This window comes from Cohnella terricola (genome assembly GCF_007786475.1).
GTDB lineage: Bacteria > Bacillota > Bacilli > Paenibacillales > Paenibacillaceae > Cohnella > Cohnella terricola.
Genome location: NZ_VNJJ01000003.1, coordinates 269,325 through 295,057 on the forward strand (window position 1 = coordinate 269,325; position 25,733 = coordinate 295,057).

The 25,733-nt window shown below is 50.3% G+C and carries 18 protein-coding genes; 6 read left to right on the top strand and 12 right to left on the bottom strand.

The window, feature by feature from the left end; all coding sequences use genetic code 11:
- The first annotated feature begins 11 nt into the window (after positions 1-11).
- Together FPZ45_RS06925 and FPZ45_RS06930 are read left to right on the top strand one after the other, a co-directional pair.
- Positions 12-923, top strand: a complete 912-nt coding sequence (locus FPZ45_RS06925) for a hypothetical protein (RefSeq protein WP_144699793.1) — start codon at positions 12-14, stop codon at positions 921-923.
- Positions 910-2,463: a TniQ family protein gene (locus FPZ45_RS06930; RefSeq protein ID WP_144699795.1), complete on the top strand. Its 1,554-nt coding sequence runs from the start codon at positions 910-912 to the stop codon at positions 2,461-2,463. The genes FPZ45_RS06925 and FPZ45_RS06930 overlap by 14 nt, the downstream gene beginning before the upstream one ends.
- Positions 2,464-3,245: 782 nt before the next feature.
- Here FPZ45_RS06930 and FPZ45_RS06935 read toward each other — a convergent pair.
- Positions 3,246-3,611 carry a DUF3888 domain-containing protein gene (locus FPZ45_RS06935; RefSeq protein WP_144699797.1) on the bottom strand — a complete coding sequence of 122 codons (366 nt, stop codon included), beginning with the start codon at positions 3,609-3,611 and terminating at the stop codon, positions 3,246-3,248.
- Between the two features lie 872 nt (positions 3,612-4,483).
- On the opposite strand from FPZ45_RS06935, the gene FPZ45_RS06945 reads away from it, so the two are divergent.
- A complete protein-coding gene (locus FPZ45_RS06945) occupies positions 4,484-5,734 on the top strand; it encodes an RICIN domain-containing protein (protein ID WP_425456964.1) in 1,251 nt (416 codons plus the stop codon).
- A gap of 63 nt (positions 5,735-5,797) precedes the next feature.
- On the opposite strand, the gene FPZ45_RS06950 is transcribed toward FPZ45_RS06945, so the two are convergent.
- On the bottom strand, positions 5,798-6,172 hold the full coding sequence (locus FPZ45_RS06950; protein ID WP_144699799.1) for a VOC family protein: 375 nt from the start codon (positions 6,170-6,172) through the stop codon (positions 5,798-5,800).
- A 245-nt stretch (positions 6,173-6,417) separates the two neighbouring features.
- Positions 6,418-7,200, bottom strand: a complete 783-nt coding sequence (locus tag FPZ45_RS06955) for an SDR family NAD(P)-dependent oxidoreductase (RefSeq protein WP_144699801.1) — start codon at positions 7,198-7,200, stop codon at positions 6,418-6,420.
- 173 nt (positions 7,201-7,373) lie between these two features.
- Here FPZ45_RS06955 and FPZ45_RS25675 point away from each other — a divergent pair, with 173 nt between their 5' ends.
- Positions 7,374-8,177, top strand: a complete 804-nt coding sequence (locus FPZ45_RS25675; RefSeq protein ID WP_246120347.1) for a CAP domain-containing protein — start codon at positions 7,374-7,376, stop codon at positions 8,175-8,177.
- Here the strand turns inward: FPZ45_RS25675 and FPZ45_RS06965 are convergent.
- Positions 8,174-10,501: a glycoside hydrolase family 95 protein gene (locus FPZ45_RS06965; protein WP_144699803.1), complete on the bottom strand. Its 2,328-nt coding sequence runs from the start codon at positions 10,499-10,501 to the stop codon at positions 8,174-8,176. The two genes, FPZ45_RS25675 and FPZ45_RS06965, sit on opposite strands and share 4 nt — an antisense overlap.
- 182 nt (positions 10,502-10,683) lie before the next feature.
- Here FPZ45_RS06965 and FPZ45_RS06970 point away from each other — a divergent pair, with 182 nt between their 5' ends.
- Positions 10,684-11,550 carry a helix-turn-helix transcriptional regulator gene (locus FPZ45_RS06970; protein ID WP_144699805.1) on the top strand — a complete coding sequence of 289 codons (867 nt, stop codon included), beginning with the start codon at positions 10,684-10,686 and terminating at the stop codon, positions 11,548-11,550.
- A gap of 41 nt (positions 11,551-11,591) precedes the next feature.
- On the opposite strand, the gene FPZ45_RS06975 is transcribed toward FPZ45_RS06970, so the two are convergent.
- Positions 11,592-14,909, bottom strand: a complete 3,318-nt coding sequence (locus tag FPZ45_RS06975) for a DUF5107 domain-containing protein (protein WP_144699807.1) — start codon at positions 14,907-14,909, stop codon at positions 11,592-11,594.
- 182 nt (positions 14,910-15,091) lie between these two features.
- On the opposite strand from FPZ45_RS06975, the gene FPZ45_RS06980 reads away from it, so the two are divergent.
- The gene (locus FPZ45_RS06980) at positions 15,092-15,985 is read left to right on the top strand and encodes a helix-turn-helix domain-containing protein (RefSeq protein ID WP_144699809.1); all 894 of its coding nucleotides are present in this window, start codon (positions 15,092-15,094) and stop codon (positions 15,983-15,985) included.
- A gap of 6 nt (positions 15,986-15,991) precedes the next feature.
- Here the strand turns inward: FPZ45_RS06980 and FPZ45_RS06985 are convergent, their stop codons facing one another.
- From FPZ45_RS06985 to FPZ45_RS07015, 7 genes are all read right to left on the bottom strand, one after another.
- Complete coding sequence (locus FPZ45_RS06985; protein ID WP_144699811.1) at positions 15,992-18,088, bottom strand: alpha-galactosidase; 2,097 nt, start codon at positions 18,086-18,088, stop codon at positions 15,992-15,994.
- 26 nt (positions 18,089-18,114) lie between these two features.
- Positions 18,115-18,933, bottom strand: a complete 819-nt coding sequence (locus tag FPZ45_RS06990) for a carbohydrate ABC transporter permease (protein WP_144700085.1) — start codon at positions 18,931-18,933, stop codon at positions 18,115-18,117.
- Positions 18,933-19,811 (bottom strand): carbohydrate ABC transporter permease, encoded by an 879-nt coding sequence (locus tag FPZ45_RS06995; RefSeq protein ID WP_144699813.1) that lies wholly within the window; start codon positions 19,809-19,811, stop codon positions 18,933-18,935. The genes FPZ45_RS06990 and FPZ45_RS06995 overlap by 1 nt, the downstream gene beginning before the upstream one ends.
- Before the next feature lie 69 nt (positions 19,812-19,880).
- The gene (locus FPZ45_RS07000) at positions 19,881-21,221 is read right to left on the bottom strand and encodes an ABC transporter substrate-binding protein (RefSeq protein ID WP_144699815.1); all 1,341 of its coding nucleotides are present in this window, start codon (positions 21,219-21,221) and stop codon (positions 19,881-19,883) included.
- Positions 21,222-21,328: 107 nt separating this feature from the next.
- Positions 21,329-22,924 carry a response regulator transcription factor gene (locus tag FPZ45_RS07005; RefSeq protein ID WP_246120369.1) on the bottom strand — a complete coding sequence of 532 codons (1,596 nt, stop codon included), beginning with the start codon at positions 22,922-22,924 and terminating at the stop codon, positions 21,329-21,331.
- 1 nt (position 22,925) lies between these two features.
- Positions 22,926-24,728, bottom strand: coding sequence for a sensor histidine kinase (locus FPZ45_RS07010; protein ID WP_144699819.1), 1,803 nt, complete (start codon positions 24,726-24,728; stop codon positions 22,926-22,928).
- Between the two features lie 15 nt (positions 24,729-24,743).
- Entirely contained in the window at positions 24,744-25,712 is a 969-nt protein-coding gene (locus FPZ45_RS07015) for an aldose epimerase family protein (RefSeq protein ID WP_144699821.1), read from the bottom strand.
- Positions 25,713-25,733 lie beyond the last annotated feature (21 nt).

Genomic DNA, 25,733 nt, shown 5'->3' on the forward strand with positions numbered 1-25,733 from the left:
GAGGACTTGTTATGGGGAAGGAAGTGATTTTTAAGAAAGAGGATACCTTTACTTCATCCAGTCTCATCTTGCCAACACAGTCTATTGAAGATCTATTAGAGCAGTGTAAAGAATGGATAGCAGCTATGGAAGGCGGACGGGTATACGGGAATAATTTCGCGGGTAAAACCTGTGCGTTAAATTATGTGGTTCAAAATCTAAATCAAGAATACCAAGGTAATTTGCCCATCTTCACATTATTGACTCGTACATCAGCTACAAATAATGAAGGAGCTTTTTGGGGTGAATTTCTTTTAGATGTCGGACATGCTTTAACAGCCTACTCTAGAGACAATCGTGGTCGAGAACGTTTCATAAGGTTTTTAATTTATAAGGGAACAATGACAGTACGTAAACAAATCGTTCTTTTTATTGACGGTACTCACAAACTGGAACGTACTTCACTGCTCTGGCTTAACGAAGCAATTGGAGAGATTCAAAAATCTAGAATTACTGTTTCGCTGATTATGATTGGTGGAATGGAAGTAACAAAAATTATCCATTTCATCCGTCCTAACCAATTAGAGAATATTGGATATATAAAAGATAACACTCACCGCTTTATCGGACTAAAGGATGTGAGTGAATTTACACTTCTTTTCAAACGGTTAGCAATATTACAAGGGGAAGATGTTAATTCATTTCCAGCTGAAACTATGCAAGTGATTTATACAATGTTTTTAGCAATATGGAAACAACATCAACGGGATTTAGAACTACCAATGAACTATTTGATGATCTCACTCACCTATTTTTTCAGTCAATATAGGCAGCCATTAAGCATTCAACACATCGAAGAGTTAATTATTAAATCAATACTGCAGTCTGGGTTTGATGAGTATTCAAAGAACAAAGGACTGAGTGATACATATGGAAAGCAATAAACCGGCACTTCAGTATTCCTGGGATTCATCGTGGTTAAAACCATATGAATCTGAATGGAGCATATTTGAGAAGTTTAAATACGCAAACACAGCTAACATGAAAGATATCCTCACAACGTTTGGTGGTGAAGCTATTTCAGCAAAGCTTTCGAAACCCATTTATCCTTCCGAATGGGTAACTGAGCTGAGCAATATGAATCAACTATCCGATGAAAAGTTATCGGATGTATTTGGAGTGGACTTCAAACTAATAATTGCTACACAGAAAAAAACCATTCACATCCTAAGTCAGCCGACGCTAAGAGACAATCTTTATTATTGTAAGAAGTGCTTGAAATATGGGTACCACAGCTTGTTTCATCAATTTAAACTTGTGCATTATTGTCCGTTTCATCCAAATGAAAAGTTACTTAACTACTGTCCTGGTTGCAATATGGCTATTAAGTACAATCTAAGTGATAAAACAAAAGGATTTGAATGCAGCTGCGGCCATACTTTTATGAACACGAAAGAAAATTATTGCTTATTATGGAACAAATATAAGCCGGTACCAGTTGATCAGACAATAATAAAATGGCTTTCCCTCGTGTCGGTTGAAAGGGAGGTATTAAATTCCTTTATTCTTCCCAAACGGATCGATCCAGAAACAAAACCAAATCTAATGAAATATTTGTTGAGCATAATTGATCCAAATAATAACACAAAGCACAACTTAAACGCACATACAGCAACAGCTAACCCTAAAGTGATGTCGCAAGAAAATTTATCAAATGAGTACGCTGAAGTAATGTCCATTAAGCACTACGATGACCGATATAGAATTAAAGATAAACTTGAAAAGAAGGTATTTACCGAAATATATGATAGTACAAAGTTAACTTATAATGCGGTCAGCTCGCATCTATTGAAAACGGTTTTGAGAAAGCATAAGTCCTGCATCAAGAGGTTTTTTAATTTTGATGTTGATGTAGAACCAATATGTCCATATGCTTATGCATATGTTCACTGGAGAAAACATATTGAAGGATTATATCGTTTTCAAGATGTTGATAGTTATCGAATCGTGAATACTAAGCTCGAATACAATTACCTTAACACGATTTCTAAAATCGACTATGACGAGATGAATCATGTTTTGCTTGAGTGGGAGAGACTAAATGATTACAAAAATGAGCGAGAGGAGGTGCCTGTTAAGTTTAGATGTCTCTCAGCAACAAAATGGGTAGTAAATCATGTGTTATACCTTTTGATCGTGAACCATTTTTATAATTGGTTGAAGTTTGCAGGGGAAGAGCGGCATATTAATAAGGGACATGTATATTTCTATCATATGCTGCCCCCGCAATACAAATATAAGGATTTACCATACTACTTAATTCGAGTCCCGGACAAAAGTAAATCCCAAAATTCAGTTGAGATGCATTGGTGGATTGAAAACGATCTAAGCAAACTAAAATACTCATGTCCGTTTGATACAGTCAAGAAACGCCGTCACAGACATACCAATAGTGATGCTAATATTTTCTCGGGGTACATCTAAATAAAACAAGACGCCAAAATAGAGCGTCTTGTTTTATTTTAAGTACAGAAAAAGCATGTGGCGAACACAACACAGTTTAAACGGCACAGGGGGACTAAGATAATCGGTACAGATTCTTGACATTTATCGGTACAAATTCTTGACACCCGACAATTATGTAGCAGAAGAATTCACACAAGGCATCTCAGTCGCTTTATAGACATATGTATAAAATACGGGTTTTGTGAAGATGTCACTATTAATAATCTGGTTAAACTACGCGCTTAGTGTCGAGCGACATAAACTTGGTCTATTTCACGACACAAATATATTCCCATTTCGTATTTGCAACACAAATATAGTCTAATTCATTACTGATCACAACAAACGTTTGACGAAGCTGGCACGAATTTTCCTCATCATCATTGTTATCATAGCCTTAATAATTTCTTCGTTTCTTGACACTATCGTATGGGCATGGCAACTTCAAATCGCTAATAGATAATTGACCTTTCTTCATCCATACATGAAATTCCATCTCTTCGAATTTATTGTGTGTGGCACTTTTAATATTGCAAACGGAATGTTTTGGTATTGAAATGGTAAATACCTAATCTCTCCAGTCGATACTCTTCTGGATGCTATCTTGACCCAGTTATAGAAGTGATTCAACAAACAAATGCTCATAAATTTATTAATAACCCACTTTGTAGTGGAAATTGAGGTCCTTTGCATGAAAGGTGGGACGTTCTTACCATGCGAAGACTTTTAGGACAACTCCTAATTTTTTTCAAATTGTTTATTCAATCACTTTGAGTATGCTCAAATTTTTCAATTAACACTGAGGTCAAATTTACTTGCATTGTTATTTTTTCATGCCCATATGGCGGATTATGTGGTCCGGTATAGGTTTCTATTAATACTTTTACTCTAAAGTTAAATCCACTGCCAATACGTTCAATTTCAAGTATTTTCGATTCAGTTAAATCATAAGTTTTCGGAGTTCCATAAAACCCAACTAGTGCATTAAAAATAGATGGATTTATTAAAGTAAATATAAGATCCTGTTGGTAATCACTTTTAATCGGTTTTGCAGCGACTAAATTACTAGATGAATCGAATATACTAGTTCCCATCAATAGAAATAAAATTAGTGTTATTTTTTTCATTTTGGTTATCTCTCCTTTAGCGGACTTTATTATTGTTTACATATCTGACTGATTTCATTCATTTGTGACCAAATAATGGCGGACATGACTGGTCTAAAGTACATATTGGTAAGAAGAACTGGATATGCATGATTGCATAGGTGCTTTTATTTGCAAAGTCGGTGTGTCCATCATGTTATGGGCACCAAGAAGTTAGAAAGTTATACTGAGGGAATTACAACCTATCATAGAAGAGAAAGTGACCATATTTCTGTCGCAATTATATAATCGGACTATATTTATGTCGTAAAATTTATGACGTAAATATAGTCCATTTAATTCTAAAAATAGCTATTTTAAAGCAAAGCAATATAGACTAAATTTGTGTCGCTGCACAATTGTTGCTTTTGCGCCCATAACTTTATGGAATTTACTTTTCAAGAACCTTTGTATTTATCTCTTTACTATAGGCATCAATTTGATTGGATTAAATCAAGACTAATAAATTCTTCCGTAGTTGTTTATTCACCCACATGTCGATCAGTGCTTATCAGATTTATCGAAAGAATCCAAAGATCATATTCAAGCTTTCCATGTAAATTGCCGTGTCGAGTTCTCTGTTCCAACCGATCGATGACGATCCGGGAAGCCTTTTCCCGTTTCGTTATTCAATCGTTTCACGGCTCCTGGTGCCCTTTCGATAATCCACAGCGTATAACATCCTGTATAAACTGTTTAAAATAGGAATTAATCACTATTTTTAGAATGCTCTAGTTCATGATAAACTATTAATGTAAGCGCTTTATTATTCTCTTCTGAAGGAGGCGAATCCGGATAAGAATGGCGTGCAATCGGGTAGATCGTTTGAAAACCAAATTACCTAGGAGGGATTTATGATGATTCGATTGATCAAAAGCAAGCAGACGTACTTCATTCTTCTATTCGCAGCGCTCGTGGTGGCATTGTTCCCTGCTCCCAAGGCTAACGCGGCTTATACGCTCGTATGGAGCGACGAATTCGACGGGCCTACTATCAACACCAACAACTGGGCATTTGAAATCGGTACAGGCAGCGGAGGCTGGGGCAACAATGAACTGCAATATTACACGAACCGCTCGGATAACGCCCGGATCGAGAACGGCAATCTCGTGATCGAGGCGAAGCGGGAATCCTACGGGGGAATGAATTACACTTCGGCCCGCTTGAAAACCCAAGGAAAAAAGAGCTTCAAATACGGAAGGATCGAAGCGAGAATCAAGCTGCCGAATGGACAGGGACTCTGGCCTGCGTTCTGGACGCTCGGCGCGGACATCGCAACGGTAAATTGGCCCAGAAGCGGCGAGATCGACATTATGGAACACGTCAATAATGAAAACAACACGTACGGATTTATCCATTGGGATGCCAACGGTCACGTCTCGTACGGCGGACCCAGCCAATCGTTCGACGTGACCCAATACCACGTCTATTCCATCGAATGGACGCCAAGCGCGATCAAATGGTTCGTAGACGGCGTCCAGTTCCGGGAAGCCAATATCGCGAACAATATCAATTCGACAGAAGAGTTCCATAAGGAGCATTTTTTACTGCTCAACATGGCGGTGGGCGGCAATTGGCCGGGCTCTCCGAACGCCTCGACCCCGTTCCCGTCCAAAATGTACGTCGATTACGTCAGAGTTTATCAAGATGTCGCGAATCCGCCTGGCGATATCGTATCCGGCGGCACGTACAAATTGATCAATCCGAAAAGCGGTAAAGCCTTGGACGTCTCGGGCGCCGGAACGGCGAACGGCACGAACGTTCAAATCTGGACAGACAATGGCACCGGCGCTCAGAAATGGACGATCTACCGCAACGCGAACGGTACCTACAAATTGATTAACGTGAATAGCACCCTCGCGCTCGACGTTGAGGGAATCGGAACGGCTAACGGGACAAACGTGCAGGTCTGGACGGACTCGGGCAATGCCGCGCAGACATGGAATATCACCCGGAACGCGGACGGCACTTACAAGCTTATCAACCCGAACAGCGGCAAAGCGCTGGACGTCGCCTCTGCGGGCACGGACAACGGCACGAACGTGCAAATCTGGACGGACAATGGCACCGACGCCCAGAAGTGGAATCTGATCCGAGTGCAATAGTGATGAAAGGTTGAAGAAGCCGCGCTTGCCGCGGCTTCTTCGGCTTTTATCGACGACCCTCCCTTATTTCTTTTCCGCTACGGCAAAATAATTATCTTCTTCATCTGCGAAGTTAAAGACTCGTCCAGAAGGAATTTCCACAATGTCACCAAGCTTGACATTTTTATTCTTCAGATCACTGTACAATGCATCGAAATTATCCGTGAAATACATAATTGATGGTGTACCGAGATTCATACCAGGGTTCATCTTGGCAACGAGTTCTTTGCTATGAAGAACAATACTCGTAGCTGCACCCTTAGGAGCGACTTCGATCCATCTCATCGGTCCGTTGGTTTCATCCGCGATGACCTCGAACCCGAGTTTCTCTGTCCAGAAATCTCTGGACGCTTCTTGGTTATTTACATACAACATCACTTGGCCAATTTTGTTAATCATTATCTTAAACACTCCTTATTGGAATCATTTTCGGGTCTAGCGCAAAAATTTATTCAATCACGTTATGGCTTTTTTTAGATCTGCAAATTCAAGCAAATCTTATTTTAATCATCTCCTTTAACCAGGATATCTTTCATCCTGCGACTCAAATATAAATGAATAGGAATATTCCTGTCAAGGAATATAGAAAAAAGGTTGAGCAGAAGTCGATTCTGACCCAACCTTTTTGTGGTACTTCTGATTCTTTACAACACTGGAGATGAACCACCGTCAATATTTACGGCCGTTCCCGTTACATACGACGCCGCCTCCGAGACTAGGAAGGTGATGACTTTGGCAGCTTCCTCCGTCTGGCCAATCCGACCCATCGGAATCCCGTGACGAGGATTTCTAGCAAACTCCTCCCAGCTCTGCTCCGGTGCAACCGCCTTCCAATTGCGCTCGATCTGGTCGCTGCGGATCAGGCCGATGCACACTGCATTGACTCGGATATTGTCAGCGGCCAGATCCTTGCTCATTGCCTTCGTAAGCGCCAGTCCCGCCGCCCGGCTGACCGATGTAGGCAGAGACGAAGCGGAAGGCGCCTTGCCTTTAATCGCCGTCACATTCAGAATCGCACCGCCTCCGCGTTGGCGTAGATGAAGCACTGCGGCCTTGGAGGTATTCACCGGCCCCAGCAGCTTCAGATCGAGGTCACTATGCCAACTCTCGCTCGTGACCTCTTCGAACGGCTTCGCCGCCGACGTCCCGGCATTGTTGACCAGAATGTCTAGTCCGCCGAAATGCCGCACCGCTTTTTCCACCGCGCCGCGCGCCTCTTGCTCAACTGAGACATCTGCAGAGAGGATCAACGCTTCAGCCCCGGTCTCCTCTCGTATACGCTTCGCTGCAGTCTGGAGCGACTCCAGATTCCGGGCGACGATCGCCACCTTGGCACCTTCCGACGCCAGTGTAATCGCCGTCTCCAGCCCAATGCCTTTGCTTCCGCCGGTAATAAGCGCAATCTTATCCTTCAATCCCAAGTCCATATTAGCTGCCTCCTCACCTATCGTTAGTGTCATGATAAGTTCATTTTACCATTTTGGGGAGGACGCGATGCGGTCATTGAGTTCGGAAAGTCCTGCTGATCCCTCGAATAAATATGAATGCTGAAGGAAATCTATAGAGAACATACAATTGAATGCTCCCAGGAGGTTTCCTAGTGAAAAAGTACGTGGTTTCAGCTTTATTGTTGGCGTTGACAGGTTGTATGTCCAATAACAATGCTGCTCCTAATGGAATAACGCCCCAACAAGTACCCTATCACCAAACAAAAGTGCTTACTCCACCCCATACCGTTGCACCTAAACGAGTGATTACCCAGGCATCGTCCACCTCGACGACAAGGAATGGGAATTCCTACAAAACTTACTCGACGAATGGAACCCCGAACGATGTTGTTGGAGATTTATTGAATATTATCGGAAATCCCGCGGCTCCAGGTCAAAACAGGAATCCGGCAATAGCGCCTCCAGTTCAACCAGCAAACCCTGCCAATCCGGCAAACCCAGCAGGCCAAACTACGCCTAAACCTTCAATCCCGAACGACATTGGACAACCCCCTGCTGGCACAGCTGGACAAACTCCGACAGGTGATTCATCGCAATTCGCGAGCCAGGTGCTGGATTTAGTCAATCAGGAAAGATCCAAAGCCGGTCTAAGCGCTCTGAGCATGGATGACAAGTTGTCGAAAATGGCGATGGCCAAGGCTCAGGATATGTTTAACAACAAATATTTCGATCATAACTCCCCGACGCATGGTTCCCCCTTCGATATGATGAAGGAATACGGAATTACGTATAATTCGGCTGGAGAAAATATTGCAAATGGACAACCCTCCCCCACCCAGGTCATGCACGATTGGATGAACAGCCCTGGGCATAAAGCCAATATCATGAATAACAGTTATACTCACATTGGCATCGCTTATTATAACGGAGAATGGGTTCAGGAGTTTACGGGTTAATGAATATGCTTTACCTCTAATTCTCCATCAAACGTCAATCGATCGCCTGCAGCCATCACCAATGGAATTGTTTTGTCCGCATAACGAAGATGAGTCCTAATCGGAGACATCGCATACACCGATGTCTCTATTAGGCGTCCGTCTTTCCATTCTACGGAAACTTCGACATTGCCTCTTGCCCGCAGACCGGAATAACGGCCCGTATGCCAACTAGCTGGCATTGCCGGCAACAAATGAATTTCTCCCGCATGGCTTTGGAGCAGCATTTCGCCGATTGCCGCCGACCCGCCGAAATTGCCGTCGGCTACGAAGATATACGTCTCCGCTCCAGCGATTCCGGGCTTGGAGAACGTCATCAAATTGTCGAAGCACAGTTCCCCGATTAAGTAGGCGAGTTGCTTGCGCGCTTCGTCTCCGTCCCGTAAGCGGGCGCGGCCGGCAGCGAACAATGCCAGCGTAAATTCAACATCCTCTAGTTCCGAAGCGTTCTGGCGATTATCCAACGTCTTACATACAGCAGCGGCAAGTTCAGGCGTGAGATCGGGCGTGATTTCGTTGCCTGGATATAGTCCATACAGATGCGACAGATGCCGATGATCCGGCTGTGCCTCTTCATGGTCTTCTAGCCATTCCTGCAACTGACCTTGTCGCCCGATCGCAAGTGGCGGTAGCTTAGCGAGCGCATCGATCATGCGTTCCCTAAGCTCCGTGTCCACGCCCAACTTCTCGGACGCCTCAATGGAGAAAATGAAGAGCCGCCTGACAAGCATCGTATCCATCGTCGGACCCATCGACATCGTGCGGGACATATTCGGTTCATTAACTGGGATAAAGCTGTTTTCCGGAGAGTTCGATGGTCCGGTCACTAAATATCCGTTCTTCGGATGAAGAGTCATGTAATCGAGGTAAAATACGGCTGCGGCTCTCAGCACCGGATAGGCCCGATATCTTAAGTATGCATCTTCGCAACCAAATTCGTAACGATCGATGAGCTGCATGGCCAACCAGAGCCCGCCAGTCACGTTAAGCCCCCACGAATAGTGCCAGCCCGGCGCCGTGAAACCCCAAGCGTTCGTGAATACATGCGCAACCCAACCATCGCAGCCATAAAAATCTTTTGCCGCCGTACGCCCATCCTCGGCTAACCGCTCCAAGAAAGTTAACAGCGGCTCATGAGACTCTGCCAGATTGGAGGTCTCCGTAAGGTAATAGTTCATTTCCGTGTTAACGTCCAGATGGTAATCGCAGCTCCACGCCATCCGGTTCGCTTCTCCGTCGTTCCATATTCCCTGCAGATGCATCGGAAGCCGTGAATCCTCGCGCGATCCAGCGATCGTCAAGTATCGCCCGAATTGATAGAAAAGCGCGAATAGTTGAGTATCCTTGAGGTAGGCGGCGCCACCTTCGTCTCGCATCATCGCCAGGCGGCGATCCAAAGGGAGGTTCTCCCTGTCGTCTGCCGACGCGCCGAGGTCTAACGCCACCCTTGCGAACAGACGGCGGTAATCCTCGATATGCGCCTCTCGCAAGCTTTCGAATCCGAGCGCAGCCGCCTTCGCGACTCGCTGAGCCGGCTCGTCCTTCCACTCGTTTCCTCCACGTCCATAGTCCGTCGATACGGACAGTATGATATAAGCCTCATCCGCATCGCGAACGATCAATTTTCCCATCTCGGCTCGAATTGTGCCCCCACGAACTTCGATACGCGCCAATCCGCTCATCTCAACGCCGCATTCGCCGTTGCTGTGAATCGTTTCGATCGCCTTGCTCGTGAAATTCAAGCTATCACCGCTATCCGACGCGGTGACGACAAACGCCTCCGTACTCGCGGCGACATCTAACTCGAACGACAACCGTCGGCTATCTTTCACCCGAATACGGGATACGATAACACCGTCCGGATGCGATGCGAACGTCTCCCGCTCATAGTGGCATCCGTTCGCAAAATACGTAACGCGCACGACCGCGTTCTCCAGATCCAGCTCCCGATTTATTTGCTCCCCGAGGTGATCGAATACGATGCGCACGTCGCACATCTGCATATTCGTGCCGAAATTCCCCTTGTTCGGCTGCAGCAGCTCTGATACGAGTCGCTCCCCTTCTTGATAATCGCCCTCGAAGAACCTCTCCCTAATCTGATCCAGAATTCGCTTGCCATCGGACCGGCTCGGCGTGCGTTCACGGTTGCCCGACCAATACGTCGACTCCGTTATCGTCCAAATCTCCGATTTCGTGTCCGACTGCACCATGGCACCGAGACTGCCGTTTCCGATTGGTAATCCTTGCGTCCATCCTTTTGCCGGACTGTCGTAGAAGAGCTTCATGTGGTTCGTCGCCTTCTTTCGCAATGATATAAAAAATCCGCAAATCTAAACGAGTAACGCTTCCCATAAAATCGCTTTCATAGTATCATTCTAATCAGATTTCGTATTTAACGATCTATCCACTTATTTATTAATTCATCCGGTCTTCATTCGTATCTGATAGACTGCGCAGGAGGTATCATATGGACAAGCTAACGAACATGACCCCCTATGTCGGAGATTGTATGACGTATCTTTACGACGGAAGCTCGAACGAAAAACTACGCACTTGCAATGTCTATGCGATTCATCTATTTCCGGATGGTCCTGGCGAGATGGAGGTCGACGGCAAACGCTATCCGATCAACAGAAGAACGATCGTCTTCTTGCGACCAGGGCAGCCCCACGCGTTCCACATCTCTCCCCGTCAGCCTCTGACGTCGTTTAATCTGTATTTCGACCTGTGGGAACAAGAGCGACCGCGTTCGCTGAACCGAATATTTTACCGCTATCCAGAACGGTATGAATCGCATACCGGCACGCCTGTTATGCCTTGCTCCGAGCTCGATGCATTGCCTAGCGTCTCTTCGTTGCAGACGTACCCTCTGCTTTTCGACTTGTTCCAGACGATCGTAAAGCAGTTTGAAGAAATAAGCCTTTACCGAACGGAAGCAGTGAACTCTCTATTCTTTTCCTGGATGCTCGGATGGTACAACGCCATTCATACGCCACAGCCGAGCGATTATCGTATCGTCCGGCTGCTCGCCAAGCTCGACTCCAACCCGGAATTGCGGGAGCCTGTCGCCGATTGGTGGCAAAGCTGCGGCCTTAAGCGAACCTATTTTCACGAGCTGTTCCTGCGCGAGACCGGACTCACGCCCAAGGCGTACCAGCATAAGCAGCTCATGCGTCGAGCAGCTCAACTGCTGCAGGAGAGCGATGCCAGCGTTACCGTGATCGCCGAGAAGCTTGGCTATCCTTCCATACATCCGTTCACCCGTCATTTCAGCTCCTATTATGGAGTAAGCCCAAGGGAATTCCGCATGAAGCCGCTAAAGCTTCGACAATAAGAAAGAAGCCGGGGATACGATTTCTTCTCCCCGGCTCACGCCTATTCGCACATCCGGCGATGCGTCGCAGCACCTTGATGGTTCGCTTCCAGCGCCAATGCGGCGTCCAATTGCTCCTTCGCCTGTTCGTAGCGGCCACGCCCGATCCAGCCCAGTCCCATCATGTACCGGCAATGGATCTCGTTGCGCTTGTTCATATCATCCTCGAATACGAGGAAGTCCGGAAGAGACACGGCAAAGTAATCGAACTTGATGTTGTCGCGCAGATGTTTCTCCCCGTATTCGATCAGTTTATTGAAACGGCGGCGCGCTTCAATGTCGTTGCCAAGCTTCTGCCATGCCATGCCTTGATAGAAAATCATATCCGGCGGCTGATCATTGTAATACATCGCGCTTGTCGGCTCCTCCAACCCTTGCGACGCAATAGCGAAGTGCCTCTGTGCTTCCTCAGGTTCATTCATTCCTAAATACGCGCATCCCAAGTAATAATAGATATTATTCTCCTGCGCGCCAGCCAGCTTACCCTCGCTCAGGTTCTCCGGATATACGAGCGCCTCGCGCAGCAGGGCAGCCGCCTTCTCGAATCGCCCTTCCTCCATCACGCGTTTCGCCCATTCGACGCGAGACAATACGTATTGCCCCGTCGTCTTCCCTTCTCCGCCTTCCCACGGATGGAACTTCCGGGAGGAAAGCGCGGCGGCTGCTTCCTCATGTCTTCCGAGCGCATTCAGCAACGTTACGCGTTCAAGGTACAGATCGTCACGAATTCCGACCAGTTCGAGATGATCCTCTAGCTTCGCTAATCTACGCACGGCCGAATAGCCAAGCTTCTTATAGAGTTGATCCAGTTCATACAAGACGCGGGCGTCTTTTTGTTCACAGGAAAATGCAGTCTCAAGCGAGTTTAGTGCCGCTTCGGCGTCTCCCAGCTTGTTATAATAAGCCAGCGCCAAATTCCGATGCACAGTAGCGAAGCCGTCGCAAACCGTGCGCGCCTTCTCCCAGTGGGCGATCGCCTCCGGGTGGCGCCGTTTGTCATACAGCAAGTTGCCCAGATAGTAATGCGCGTACCCGTCGTTTTCGTCCGCGCGAATCGCGCTTTCCAACGCGAGCAGATCGAACAGCGTATTCGGGAAGCAATAGTCCGGTTTCGCCGCGCTTCCTTTGGCCCGGAAATACACAGCCCGCTCCGGATCGCCGGCCCGCTCGTGCAAGTAGCCGAGCGCATAATGCACCATCGGAAGATCCGCCCCTTGCTGCACCAGATGCGTTAACACACCGATCGCTTCATTATATAAGCCCGCTTCCGCGTAGTCCGCGGCCAGATTCATATAGTTATGCTCATCGTTCCTCATCAACCGCGACAGTTCCAGTTCGGCTTCTTCCTCACGCGACCGTTCGCCAAGAGCTGCCAGGACCAGTCTCCGTTCCCAAGCCGAGCCGAAATCCATGGCATCGAGCCCGATCGTTTCTTCGATGTAAGCGAGCGTTTCCGTTAACCGACCAAGCTTGCGCAGCAGCGCGGCGCGCAGATGACGTGCCTTGTAGTTGCGCGTATTGCGAATAAGAGCGAGTTCGACCAACTCGAGCGCTTCCTCATTGTCCCCGCGTCCGCTAGCGATACGCGCCAGCGAGAAGTAACCCGCGTCCTGCCACGATGCCGACCAAGTTGCCTTGTAAAACGCGGTGAATGCTTCCTCCATCCGGTCCTGCAGCTTAAGTGAGACACCAAGCTGATACAGCGCTTCGCTGTCGTATGGATTCGGGTTGCGCCAAGTCAGCGACTTCACTGCGGCGCGGAAGCAAAGTTCCGCATCGGCGAACAATCCTCTGCGCAGCAGCAACGTGCCGTACGCAACGTTAAGTCGGATGTCCGACGGATCGCGTTTCAAACCTTCCAAATAATACGCTTCGGGCTCGAATGTCGCATGCCGGTACTGCTCCAAATGCAATCCCGCCAAGTACAACTGCTCGTTCGTCCGCAGTTCCGCAGGCTCCGGCAACGGCTTCGCGGCTTCCGGCACTTGCTCGATGGACGGCTTCGCTGGACGATAAGCAATTAGCGTGCGTCCTTCTCGATCGCGTACAATCACCGTCAAATCGTGCGCGCGGTCTTCCTCGTCCAGAGGTACGATCGACTTGAACGTTGACGTCGGCGATAACTCAACGACCGTCTGCAAGTAAACCCGTTTCCGTCCGCGCAGTTCTACTACCGCGTCCGCAAATTTGCTTGTCGCATATGCCATAACTGTCGCTTGCCGCGCCCCTTCGTCCACTTCCAGGTTAACCGCGGCATCGATCGATGCGTTTTTGACGACTCCGATGTCCTTGTATGGCATGAAGTATTGCTTAAACGATTTTTCCTCGTATGGCGCAAGCCAGGTGAAATCCGGCTGATTATCCGTGTAGACGCCGGTCATTAGTTCAATGTACGGACCGTCCTCGTCAGTCAGATTGCGGTCCCATGCTTGGCCAAACTCGCCGTTGCCCCACGTCCACTGCTTCTTGCCAGGAGAGACGTGGTGATTCGCAACGTGCAGCAGACCGGCCTGCACCCCGTGATCGTAGCCGCCGACAAAATTGAAATCCGACTTGTATGCCATGTACGAGGTTGGCACCGGAATGTTGCGATAGCGCGAAATATCGACGCCAGCCGAATAGTCGTGCTTGTAATAGGTGCCAGTCGCGATCGGAAATCGAGATACGTCGCGTTTCCCATGGTCGAATACGGCAGTGACGTCCGGCGGAAATACCGATTGCGTATGATCGTTGACGGCGACGGCTGGATTCGCCCACCAGAGGAACGTCTGCGGCACCGCCGTGCGGTTGTACATCTGCGCCGAAATTTCCAAATACGCCTTGTCCGGGTAGAGCGTGAATCCCGTCGTTACCTTCGTGCCATACATGCGATCGATTTCGCTTACCCATACTGTCGTGCTGCCATCGTCGTTGTTGGTCGATCGGTATTCAACCGGACCATACGTGTTGGGCCGATGGTGCTGTGGCCAGTTAAACTCGATGCCCCCGGATATCCAAGGACCGGCAAGTCCAACTAGTGCGGGTTTGATGACTTTATTGTAATAGACGAAGTCATAGTCGTTCGTCTTGTCCAACGCCCTGTAAATGCGACCGCCAAGCTCCGGCATGATCTCAACGCGCAAATATTCGTTCTCAAGCACGACGACTCGGTAAGTTTGATTTTGCTTGTCATCCATAATCTTGTCGACGACCGGATGCGGATATACTTTGCCTGTGCTTCCCTGATATACCCTCTTCTCCAAAAACATCGGATTTCGATCCGGTTCCCCGATGCCGTATGTCGGAATGTCCACCAGCTGTTCCTTGATCTTTACGGACATGCGATATCACTCCTTATCGATTGTTGTACATCTCTAATGTACGCTGAAAAATAGTTAGGGCCAATCGACGGAATTCGGTTTATAATGGATTATATTCGGATATTATGTTTTTCATCTTTACACAAATATCGGATAAAACAGGAATTGAATGAACGATTTTCTGAAAATATGAGGTGTACCTTATGGCGTCAGATCCCATCCGAATTCCCGAGGGATTTCCCGAAGAAAAGCTAATCGTGCTTCCCGCTTACCTATGCGAGGAGCTTAGCCGCCACCCGTTAACGCGCGGACTGTTCGTCAGCGACATCGGCTTTTTTCCGCATGCGGCAAACCATTACCGCGAACGTCCGGAAGGCAGCGACAGCCATATTTTCATCAACTGCCTGGCCGGCGAAGGCTGGATCGAACAAGAAGGGCGCATCACCCCCGTTCGTCCGGGCGATCTCGTCGTCATTCCGGCGGCAACGGCTCACCGTTACGGTGCTGCTGCGGAAGATCCTTGGAGCATCTACTGGTTTCATTTGCAAGGCGAGCATGTCGCGGATTTTGTGCGATTGTATGGGCTCGACGCAAGTCACGTTCGGCTGCCGCCGAGCATATGGCAGGAATGGACCGACAGCTTCGAGCGATGTTACGCTCTGCTGACGGACAAGCCGTATTCGATGCCCGTGCAGACGCATATTTCGCAGACGATCGGACAGTTGCTTGGCCGGATCGGATTAGGCGCGGGAGGCACGGCGCGCGACAAAAAGCGGGAAGCCGATCTCGAACGCGCGATCCGGTATTTGAACGACCGGCTTGACGGCAACGCGACGTTACCGGAAGTGGCCGCGTATACCGGCTTGTCCAAGCAGCATCTCATCCATTTGTTCAACCAGGAGACGGGTTTCTCGCCGATCGAATATTATTTGCGCATGAAAATGCAAAAAGCCGGTCAGCTACTTAGCCTGACCGGCCTCTCCGTCAAAGAAATCGCTGCCGCGGTCGGCATCGCCGACCCCTATTATTTCTCTCGCCTTTTCAAGAAACGCATGGGCGTCTCTCCGTCGGACTATCGCAGCACGCCAAAAGGGTAACGCCGCTTACGCGCGTTTCAACCGTAGCAACCAGCTTCCGTAATCCCCGCGTAGAGTAAGCGGATAACCCAGACGCATCAGTGTCGAGCCATGGCGGACGATCGGCTCACCGCCGTCAAGGCTCACCTCGTATGCGGCATCGGGATCGAGGCCTCTCAAGCGAATCAATCTTTCTTCCCCGCCGAAATGCTGCGAATCTTGGAACGCGAATACAACCGCTTCGTGCGTATCCGCGCTAGTGTACTGGTAGGCAGCCAGATTCGAGCGTCCAAGCGGCTCAAGCCGGAATAGATCGCCTTGCAGTACGATATGGCGAATCTCCTTGTACAGCGCCACGTAACCGCGCGCTTCCTCCATCTCTTCGTCCGTCCATACACCAATGTCGGCCCCTATACCGAGACCACCCATCATCGCGCTATGGAATCGGTACGACAGGGGCAATCGGCGACCGTTGAAACCGTTCGGGGACGCCGTTACCCAGCACATCATGACTGAAGGGCTATATACGTAAGAGAAGCCCTCTTGGATGGCTAGGCGATCGCGCGCATCGGTATTGTCACTGATCCACGCCTGATCCGCGTAACGAAGAATACCGAGATCGATTCTGCCTCCGCCGCCCGCGCACGTCTCGAACTCGACGTCCGGGAATCGGCGCCGTAGTTCTTCCCAAATCTCGTATAGATGATTAACATGTCGCTGCCAGATCGGAAATCCGGGGTCGTCCGCGCCTGGCTCCGTAACCGTACGGTTCATATCCCATTTGATGAATTTGATATCGTAAGCCGATAACAGCTCCGTCATAAAGCCAAGCACGAACGCCTTCACCTCGGGCAGTCCGAGGTTGAGCAAGTACTGATTGCGCAATTGCGTCCCTTCACGCGTCGGGAACCGGTAAATCCATTCCGGATGTTTCCGGTACAGATCGCTGTCGGGGTTGACCGATTCGGGCTCGACCCATAATCCGAACTCCATGCCGAGCGATCGAACTTCGTCTATGAGCGCCTCCAGTCCGTCCGGGAACTTGTCCGGGTTGACTCTCCAATCGCCTAAACCCGCGCGATCGCTGTTGCGAGCGCCAAACCAGCCGTCATCGATGACAAACCGTTCCACGCCAAGCGTGGCCGCACGGCGAGCCAGCTTGATCTGCTCATCGGCGCGCACGTCGAACTCTGTCGCTTCCCACGAGTTGTAGAGCACTTTACGCAAGGCGCGCGTCGGCAGCACGGCGTCCCGTTCATATCGATGCAGCATACGACTCATCTCACCGTAGCCTTGCACCGTAAATCCGCCGACGAAAACAGGTGAAGTATACGATTCGCCCGGAGCAAGCTCGAATGCACCATCAAAGTCATTGATCCCGCCAACGATGCGGACATGACCGAACGTCGACTTCTCAGCGACAATCTTCCAGTTACCGCTCCAGCCAAGCGCACCGAACCATACGCGGCCATTCGTCTCGTCCGCGCGGCCGTCGTCGATCGCGAACCATGGGTTGGCATGCGGTCCGGTAAACCCCCTGCGCGATTCGATCGTTTTTTTGCCCTCGGTGAGCAACGTCGAGCGCAACTGATACTCGCCCGCCCATCGCCCCGACACGTGCGTCATTCTGTATTCCGCCAGACCTGACACCGACCATACGGCGGCCATCGCCTGCTCTATTCTGACGGGTTGCGGCTCGCCGTTGTTGATCGTGATCGACCGCTCTATGATGTCATGATCCTCCGAAACCTTATAATGAACGTCGATTCGTAAGGAGTAATGCGTATCCGCGAGCGAGACCGTCAACAGGTCGCCGTCCGATTGCGCATATCCGATATAGACCAGCTTCAGATCGCGGACGCCGTCTGCGAATGTGGCCTTCAGACCAGGTTCCGCATAGTGGCTGCCGCCCCAACCGCCGAATTCCTCAGTCTCCCTGTCGATGTCGGCGTCAAACGAGCTGTGATGCCTCCCCTTGAGCAGGAAGGCGCATTCCGGAGCTTCAATAGGCTCGCCCCAATACAGATGCTGCAGCGTTCCTTTCTCGTTCACGCCGAATACGTACGACGTTCCTCGCGTTCGCAGCTCGAAGAGACGATCCTTTTCCCAATGCCTGATAGCCATAGCCGGCCCCCCTGTAGTCCGTTTTGTCAACCTTTAACCGCTCCCGCGGCAATTCCTTTCACGATGAAGCGTTGCATGAACAAGAAGAACGCGACGATCGGAATCAGTCCCATGATCGCATACGCAAAAGCGAGATTCAAATCGCTGCTGTATTGTCCGAAGAAGAAATACTGCTGAAGCGGAATTGTCCGGTAACCCTTATTCTGCAAGAATAGAAGCGGTAGCAAAAAGTCATTCCAAATGTAGAGCACGTTGAGCACGAGTACTGTCGCAGTTACCGGCTTGAGCAGCGGCATAATGATCCGTACGAAAATGCCCGGCGTGGAACAGCCGTCGATTCGAGCTGCCTCTTCGATCTCGCGCGAGATGCTGCGAACGAAACCGGTATAGAACAGCACGCCCGTCTGTATGCCGAAGCCGCCGTAGATGAGCGCGATCCCCCAATAATTGTTCAACAGATCAAACGATTTGCCGAGTTGGTACAGCGGGAGCATCATAACTTGGAACGGTACCATCATACCGGTTAAAAACAGGATATAAAAGAAAGTATACAACGGCTTGTTGCCGCGCGCGATCGCATATCCACTCAGCCCCGATACGATAACAATGAGCACGACCGAAATAACCGTCACGATGACGCTGTTCAGAAACGCGGAAGGGTAATTCGAAGTTTGCCAAGCCTGAACAAAATTGGTCAAATTCAGGCTTGAAGGCAGCGCATAGAAGGACTCGAACGTTTGTTTGGTCGACTTCAGCGCCATTAGCAGTGCGACATATAGAGGGAAAAGGAAGACAACGGCGGCGATCGACACCGCAGCGAACACGAGCCAACGCGTCATTTTCATCACACTTCCACCTCCCGCTTTCTGAAGAACGACACTTGCACGATGGTCACGATTACGAGAATAACGAAGAAAATCATCGACAAAGCCATGCCATATCCGGCTTTATACGACGAGAAAGCGTTCTTGTAAATGAACGTCGCGATGACTTCCGTCGCAAAGGCTGGCCCTCCGTTCGTCGTCACGAACACCAGATCAAACACCTTGAGCGCACCGGTCAGAACAAGCAGCATGTTAATTGTCACTGAAGGCGCCAGCAGCGGCAGCGTCACGCTGCGGAAGATGCGGACCGGACCCGCTCCGTCGATGCGGGCGCTCTCCATCAATTCAGCCGGAATGTTCTGCAAGCCGGCGAGATAGATGATCATCGGAGTGCCGACACCCTGCCAGACCGCGACGATGATCAAGCCGATCAATGCTTGGTCGGGATTGCCGAGCGGACTGGTCACATCAAGACCGAAATACGACAGCAGCTTTGGAACGCCTTGGCTGTAATTGTAGCTCCAGATAAAGCCCGCGAGCACGACCGAGATGATTCCCGGTAAGAAGAAGATGGTGCGGAACAGGTTACGAAGCGGCAAATAACTGTCCAGCAGCAACGCCAGCAATACCGAAATGACATTAACAACAATCGTAAGAATAATCGCATATTTAAACGTATTGCCAAGAACCGTCAACACAACGGGATCTTGGAACGCATTTACGTAGTTGTCCCATCCGATATAAGTCAGCTTGCGGGATATGCCGTCCCAATTCGTGAAGGAGTAGCGAACCCCTTGGAGAAACGGCGTGATGACGGTGAATGCAAACAACAGTACGCCCGGAACGAGGAACAAGATATACCACATCTCGCGCCGGATCATCGATCCCAAACTTTTCATCGGTTCCTCTCCCTTCTCAGCAGGAACGGCATAGGCTTCGCCTATGCCGTTCGGTCGTCAAGCCTCGAGTTATTTGTGGTTTTTGGCGACCCAAGCGTCCAGGTCCATGATGATGTCGTCCGCAGACGACTTGTTGAAGAGCACCTTCTGTACATATTGGGTGAACTGCGTGTTCCAATCGATTGTGGTCGTGATGAACACTTGCGAATTGTACAGTCGACCGTCGTTAAAATACGGCTGAAGCTCGGTTATCGCAGGTGCGATGTCCGACGATGCGCCCTTGACGTAGCTGAGCGTCTTCGCGTTTTCGACCCATGCATCGCCTCCGGCTTTGCTGGACATGAAGGCGAGAAACTTGAACGCGGCTGCCTTATTCTCGGATTTGCTGTTGACTGCCAAGGATGCGTCCGGATTGAATTCCAGCTTGTTCAGAATCGGATCGTTGCTGAACGGATACGGGAAATAGCCCATTCCGCTATCGAACAGCTCCGGATTTTTCTTCTGAATATCGGCGAGAGGCCAAGTTCCCACATACATCATGGCGGCTTCTTCGCGGGCGAACAGGTCTACCGCGCCGTTGTAGTCGACGCCGAGTTGGTCTTTGTTGCCGTATCTGAACAGGTCGAGCGCGTGCGAGATGGACGTCTTCGCCGCCGGGTTGTCGGCAAACTTCGCCTCCCCCTTCTCCAGTTTATCGAAGAAATCCACCTGCTTCTCAACAAGCACGGTATTGCTCGGAAAGTCTCGGCTCAGCCACATGCCGAGTGTCCAACCATCCTTCCATCCAAGCGCGAACGGAGTCTTGCCAGCATCTTTGATCTTTTGCGCGCTCTCCATCAGAGCGTCGTACGTGGTCGGTATATCGAGTCCGAGATCGGCGAAAATCTTCTTGTTATAGAACACCGCGATCGGGCCGGCGTTCAGCGGCATAATGTAGTTCCTGCCGTCGGTCGCCTGTTCGGCGAGCACGCCCGGATCGAAATTCTTCATGAACTCCTGATCCGTCAGGTCTTCCAGATAACCACCGTTATGGTAAAGCTTCGTTGTGCTGCCTGCGTTGAGGGTGAACACGTCGACGATGTCCCCGCTCGCCAGCTTCGTCTTCAGCAGCGTGTCGTAATCGTCGTACTTGACCGGCTGCACGTCAACTTTGATATTCGGGTTTTCCAATTCGAACTGCTCAATGATTTTGGCGACTCCGTCCGTCACGTCGCTCTTGAAGTGCATGAACGAGATTGTAACCGGTTTCGAATCTTCCGACGTCGGAGCGCTTGCCGACTCCGTCGCTGGGTTTTCAGATTCAGGTGCCGATGTCGTCGAACTAGCCGCGTTCTTATCGTTGCCGCCGCACGCGGACAGGAGCAAGGTCAACAACGCGATACTCATCCCGAAGCCAAGCTTCTTGTTCATATCCATTTCCCCTTTGTTTGATTTGCCGGATCGAGCGTTCTCGTCCTGAAGTTCATATTACCGATCTCCGGATGCTTCAGGAATTAAATAAATTGGGGATGCGATGTTCAATTTTTTGCATTGGGGAACACGATGGGCTGCAACTCTCGGTATTCTGAGGGCGTCTGCCCGGTGAACTTCTTGAACACTTGGCTGAAATAGCGCTGGTTCTCGTACCCGACGAGCTCGGATATATCATTGATTTTACGGTTCGATTCGCGCAGCAGATCGCATGCCTTCTCCATTCGTTTCCGCGTAACGTATTCGATGAAATTCTCCCCTGTCACAGACTTGAATTGTTTGCTCAAATAGCTGGGGTCCATATGGTAGCGGGTCGCGATATCTATTAAGCCTATATCCTCGAAATAATGCTCGTCCAAATAGGCGGCAATCTCGGATATCGGATTCGCGGCACCCGGAGCCGTTGTTTCAACGATATGTCTCTCGATAGCCGTCGAGAGCTGCGAGGTGTAGTTAAGCAGCGCCTCCACGCTCATAATGCCGTCAATCGCCCGTTGATCGGATAAGAGCGTACTGGCCGCAGCGATCGATTCCCAATGGCTGCCGGCGGCGGAGACGAGCTTGCGGAGCTCCTTCTGAGCTCCCTGGATCGTTAGAGACCGAGCAGCTTCGGCCTTGCGCGCGAACTCATCGAGTAGCCTGCGCGCGGCGGACGCTTGGCCCGCAGCGATCGCCTGATGCAACAGCTTCGCATCAAATCCGCTGAACACTTCCGCGCAATTCAACGGCTTTCCTGAATCCGCCGCGTAGATCGCGAGGTCCGTTCCTTGCAGCAGATTGCCGCGAAGCAGTTCGTTCGCCTCGGCGAAGGCTTCGGGCAACTGCTCTAGACTATCGCGTAGAGAACTCAGCCCGGCGACGACGTGAAGGTCTAACATTCCGTTGACCGCGGCGTGGAACGGCTGCAGCAACTGCCGGATTGCTTCACCGCTGGCGAACGATTCGGGAAGAAGCAAACAAAGCCGCATCCTGTCGTCCGACTTGTACACGTATAACGGTGCTTCTCGCGTCACTTCGTTCATCATATTTTCAACGCTGAACATAAGCAGATCGGCATTGCCGTGGAACTTCGTTTCCGCCAGCTCCCGGAACCTGCGCAGCATGCACACGACGAGACGGTAGCGGCCCGGCAGGAGATCCGAGAGCAGCTCCGCGGAACGGTATACAATGTCCGCAGCGTTCGCGATCCGTCGCCCCGTCACATTTTGAAGAAAGGCTTCGGTTTGCAGCTTACGCATCTCGCTCGCGAATTGCTGCCTCTGTTCGATGCTCAGATGGCTTCGGCTCGCCTCCATTGCCTTGATCATCGCGCTTTTCAAATCCGCGAGCGACACCGGCTTCAGTACGTATTCGCACGCTTGGTACGTGACGGCGGCCTTCATGAATTCGAATTGTGTATGGCCGCTGATCACGATCACTTTAATGTGATTGTACCGATGGTACAGCTGTTCAAGGAACTGTTGACCGTTCATGACCGGCATGTTCATATCCGTCACGATAATATGCGGTTGGCTGACCGGTATAAGCGCCATCGCTTCCGCCCCGTTGCGGGCTTCCGAGACGACTTCGACGTCAAGCCGCAGTTCGGCGATCATTTTGCTAACCGACTTGCGACCCCAAGATTCATCATCGACGACCATCACTTTAAGCAAGCAACTCTCCCCGCTTTCTGTATGGAATCCGGATGCGTATGTCCGTGCCTTCTCCCGGACAGCTGTCGATTTCCAGCCCGTACGGATCGCCATAGGCGAGACGAATGCGCTCATGAACGTTCTTCAAACCGATCGAGACGCCCGAGAATACTTCTAACGACTTTAACTCCAAGCCGCTGCGCAGTGCTTCAAGCTTCACGTAAGCGATGCCCGGACCGTTATCTCGAATGGAAAGCACGACCGCCCCGTCATCCGTCTCTGCACGAACGCGAATGAGCAATTGGAGATCGTCTGGACCGCCAAGCGCGTGAACGACGGCATTTTCGATAATCGGCTGCATGACGAAGCGAACGATCGGCGTGTCCATTAACTCCTCCGGAACGTCGAACTCGATCTGCAGCGAATCTTCGAATCGGAACTGTTGGATGTACAAATAGTTGCTGACGTGCGCAAGCTCCTGGCCAATCGTCGATTCTGTATTGCCTTCGTAGAAGCTGTAGCGGAACAGTTCTCCAAGTGATCTGCACATCTCGGGAATGTCGTAATCTCCGATCAGCACCGCTTTGCCGCCGATCGTCTGCAACGTATTGTACAGAAAGTGTGGGTTGATCTGCATCTGCAGCGCGAGCAATTGCGCTTCCTTGTTCCGGAGCTGCATTTGGTAACGCTGCTCGATCAACTCGCGGATTGTCTCCGTCATATAGTTAAAGCTTCGGGTCAGCTCCGATATATCGTCGCGGTACCGGTTCGGTTGATTCAAAGTAACATGGAAGTTGCCGTGTCGCACGGTCTTCATTGCGTTGCCTAGTTGCTTGATCGGACGCGTAATGTATTGCTGCGCTAGCAGCGAAAGCAAGGAGATGGACACTAACGCGAAGACCAGTGCGCCGATGGCGATCAGCAACGTATTGATGCCGTGCCGCGCAAGCTCTTCGTTCGGATAGACGATCGTCAGCGACAAGTTGCCGTTGTCGAGATAGGAAGTGCCTACGAGCAAATTTTTGCGTTGGACGAACTGGATCGCCTTCGGCTTGTTTTTCAAGTGCGAATCGGGTTCGTCAAGAGTTGGAATGATGTCGGCGTATGTGTCGTTCGTATTGTAGAACGTCTCTCCGCGGGAATTGCGCAGCACGATGACGTTCGGAGCCTTATTGTTCGCCTCGATGATCTTGCCAAGCTCTTTCTTCTGAATATAGAATACGAGCGTTCCGATCTTGCTGCGGTAGAAAGGATCGTAGATCGTAATCGCAAAAACAAAAAAATCCCGGTGAAGCATCGCATCCGCATAAGTGAAAGCAAGAGATTCCCGGAACGGCAAATCGAGCATGTCCCCATAATGGGGAATGCTCTCATCGAAGGGGATCGAGTCGTAGCTGGCGGCTCGCGACCAGTAGTCCCTAAGTTGGTTGTTCTTGCCGAAGATCATAATCTTGATGACGCTATCCTTGTTTTTGTTCGATACGAGCGTATAGTAATTTTTCAGAGATTCCTTCGTATTGAAAAAGTCTTCGTCTGTCACGCTCCGGCCGTGCTCCATCAAGTTCATCACGTGCGAGAATCCATATACTTGCAGCGCTGAGGACGACAGGTCGCGGAAATATTGATTCAAATAGCCCGCTACGTACTGAGCGTTCTGATCGGCGCTTCGATACATCGTCCGTTCCAGCGATTTCGTGCTCGACTCATAGAATAGGATTGACAGCACGAGCATCGGGACGAGGGAGATGAGCACGCTGCTCCAGAGAATCTTCGTTCGGATGCTTCGGTTAATGAATAGCCATTTGATGAGTTTCATCGCTGCGGTCCTTTCTCAACGTACACAAGTTTCCAGATACCAGCGATACATCCCGCCGGGCGCAATGACCGACGTCCGATTCTCGCTCATTGCGAAGGCAAGATCATCCATCGTCCCTGTCGCCGGCTCGATCGCGAAGTGATAATGGCCGGCATAGCCCCCGTAATTCGCCCAGACGGCCAGATACGGCACTTGCTCCGTAGGAAATCGGAATGTAATCGCTTCGTCAGTGACCGGATCGCACAGTTCCGCCCAGCCTTCAGCGAGCTCGTCCGCAAAATAATATTTTTCCGCGTACCGGCCCTCATTCGGTTCCAAGACACTCAGGTCGATAGGCGCGCCATGATCCCGCGTGCTCTCGGTCCGAAAGAGACTCAAGTCTGGAATCGGCCAACGGTGCTTCGCGCCAAAGTTGCCGAGCCTCGTCTGCGCCGAATAAGACATGGCGATCGTCTTCAGTCCGTCCGGAACGCGCAGCTTCATTCCTGCCTCGGCTCGCAGCAGCGGATGTGCAGCCCATAGGAACGAGAACGGATAATCGGAAAGATTCGTCACCGTGTACTCGATTCGCAGCGTGTCGTCCGCTATGAAAGAGACGGCTTTGTCCAGCGTATAAGGAAACTCCCGTCCCTGTACGTTGCAGCGAAGCGTGCCGTTGTCCGCTTGAGCCTGCCAAGGCAGCGACCATACTTCGCCATGGTCCGGCACGATCCGTCCCCGCCAAGGCTCGTCCGGATATGCGCAGACGTTAATGCCTGGGAACATCTCGTCCCAACCGGACTCGTCGCCGTCGCCGAACGCCGATCCGTAACCTTGATTGCCTAGAGGCTTGTCGCTGCGCCACAGCCATTCACGACCGGTCTCCTTGTTCAACAAGGAGACCATCTTGGAGCCGAGCGTGGGAATGATCGTAACGGACAGTTTGGACGTCTCGCTTATCCATGCTTCGTAGCCTTCCCTATCGGTCTTCGTCCAGTAGGTCATGTCATCCCCCGCTTTATTCTC

Bases quoted from the DNA above. Each gene is read 5' to 3' on its own strand.
- FPZ45_RS06950 (WP_144699799.1), bottom strand. From the start codon at position 6,172: ATGATTAACAAAATTGGCCAAGTGATGTTGTATGTAAATAACCAAGAA.
- FPZ45_RS06925 (WP_144699793.1), top strand. From the start codon at position 12: ATGGGGAAGGAAGTGATTTTTAAGAAAGAGGATACCTTTACTTCATCC.
- FPZ45_RS06930 (WP_144699795.1), top strand. From the start codon at position 910: ATGGAAAGCAATAAACCGGCACTTCAGTATTCCTGGGATTCATCGTGG.
- FPZ45_RS06965 (WP_144699803.1), bottom strand. From the start codon at position 10,501: ATGAAGCTCTTCTACGACAGTCCGGCAAAAGGATGGACGCAAGGATTA.
- FPZ45_RS06985 (WP_144699811.1), bottom strand. From the start codon at position 18,088: ATGGCTATCAGGCATTGGGAAAAGGATCGTCTCTTCGAGCTGCGAACG.
- FPZ45_RS07010 (WP_144699819.1), bottom strand. From the start codon at position 24,728: ATGAAACTCATCAAATGGCTATTCATTAACCGAAGCATCCGAACGAAG.
- FPZ45_RS06955 (WP_144699801.1), bottom strand. From the start codon at position 7,200: ATGGACTTGGGATTGAAGGATAAGATTGCGCTTATTACCGGCGGAAGC.
- FPZ45_RS06970 (WP_144699805.1), top strand. From the start codon at position 10,684: ATGGACAAGCTAACGAACATGACCCCCTATGTCGGAGATTGTATGACG.
- FPZ45_RS06945 (WP_425456964.1), top strand. From the start codon at position 4,484: ATGATGATTCGATTGATCAAAAGCAAGCAGACGTACTTCATTCTTCTA.
- FPZ45_RS06935 (WP_144699797.1), bottom strand. From the start codon at position 3,611: ATGAAAAAAATAACACTAATTTTATTTCTATTGATGGGAACTAGTATA.
- FPZ45_RS06995 (WP_144699813.1), bottom strand. From the start codon at position 19,811: ATGAAAAGTTTGGGATCGATGATCCGGCGCGAGATGTGGTATATCTTG.
- FPZ45_RS07015 (WP_144699821.1), bottom strand. From the start codon at position 25,712: ATGACCTACTGGACGAAGACCGATAGGGAAGGCTACGAAGCATGGATA.
- FPZ45_RS07000 (WP_144699815.1), bottom strand. From the start codon at position 21,221: ATGAACAAGAAGCTTGGCTTCGGGATGAGTATCGCGTTGTTGACCTTG.
- FPZ45_RS06975 (WP_144699807.1), bottom strand. From the start codon at position 14,909: ATGTCCGTAAAGATCAAGGAACAGCTGGTGGACATTCCGACATACGGC.
- FPZ45_RS06980 (WP_144699809.1), top strand. From the start codon at position 15,092: ATGGCGTCAGATCCCATCCGAATTCCCGAGGGATTTCCCGAAGAAAAG.
- FPZ45_RS06990 (WP_144700085.1), bottom strand. From the start codon at position 18,933: ATGAAAATGACGCGTTGGCTCGTGTTCGCTGCGGTGTCGATCGCCGCC.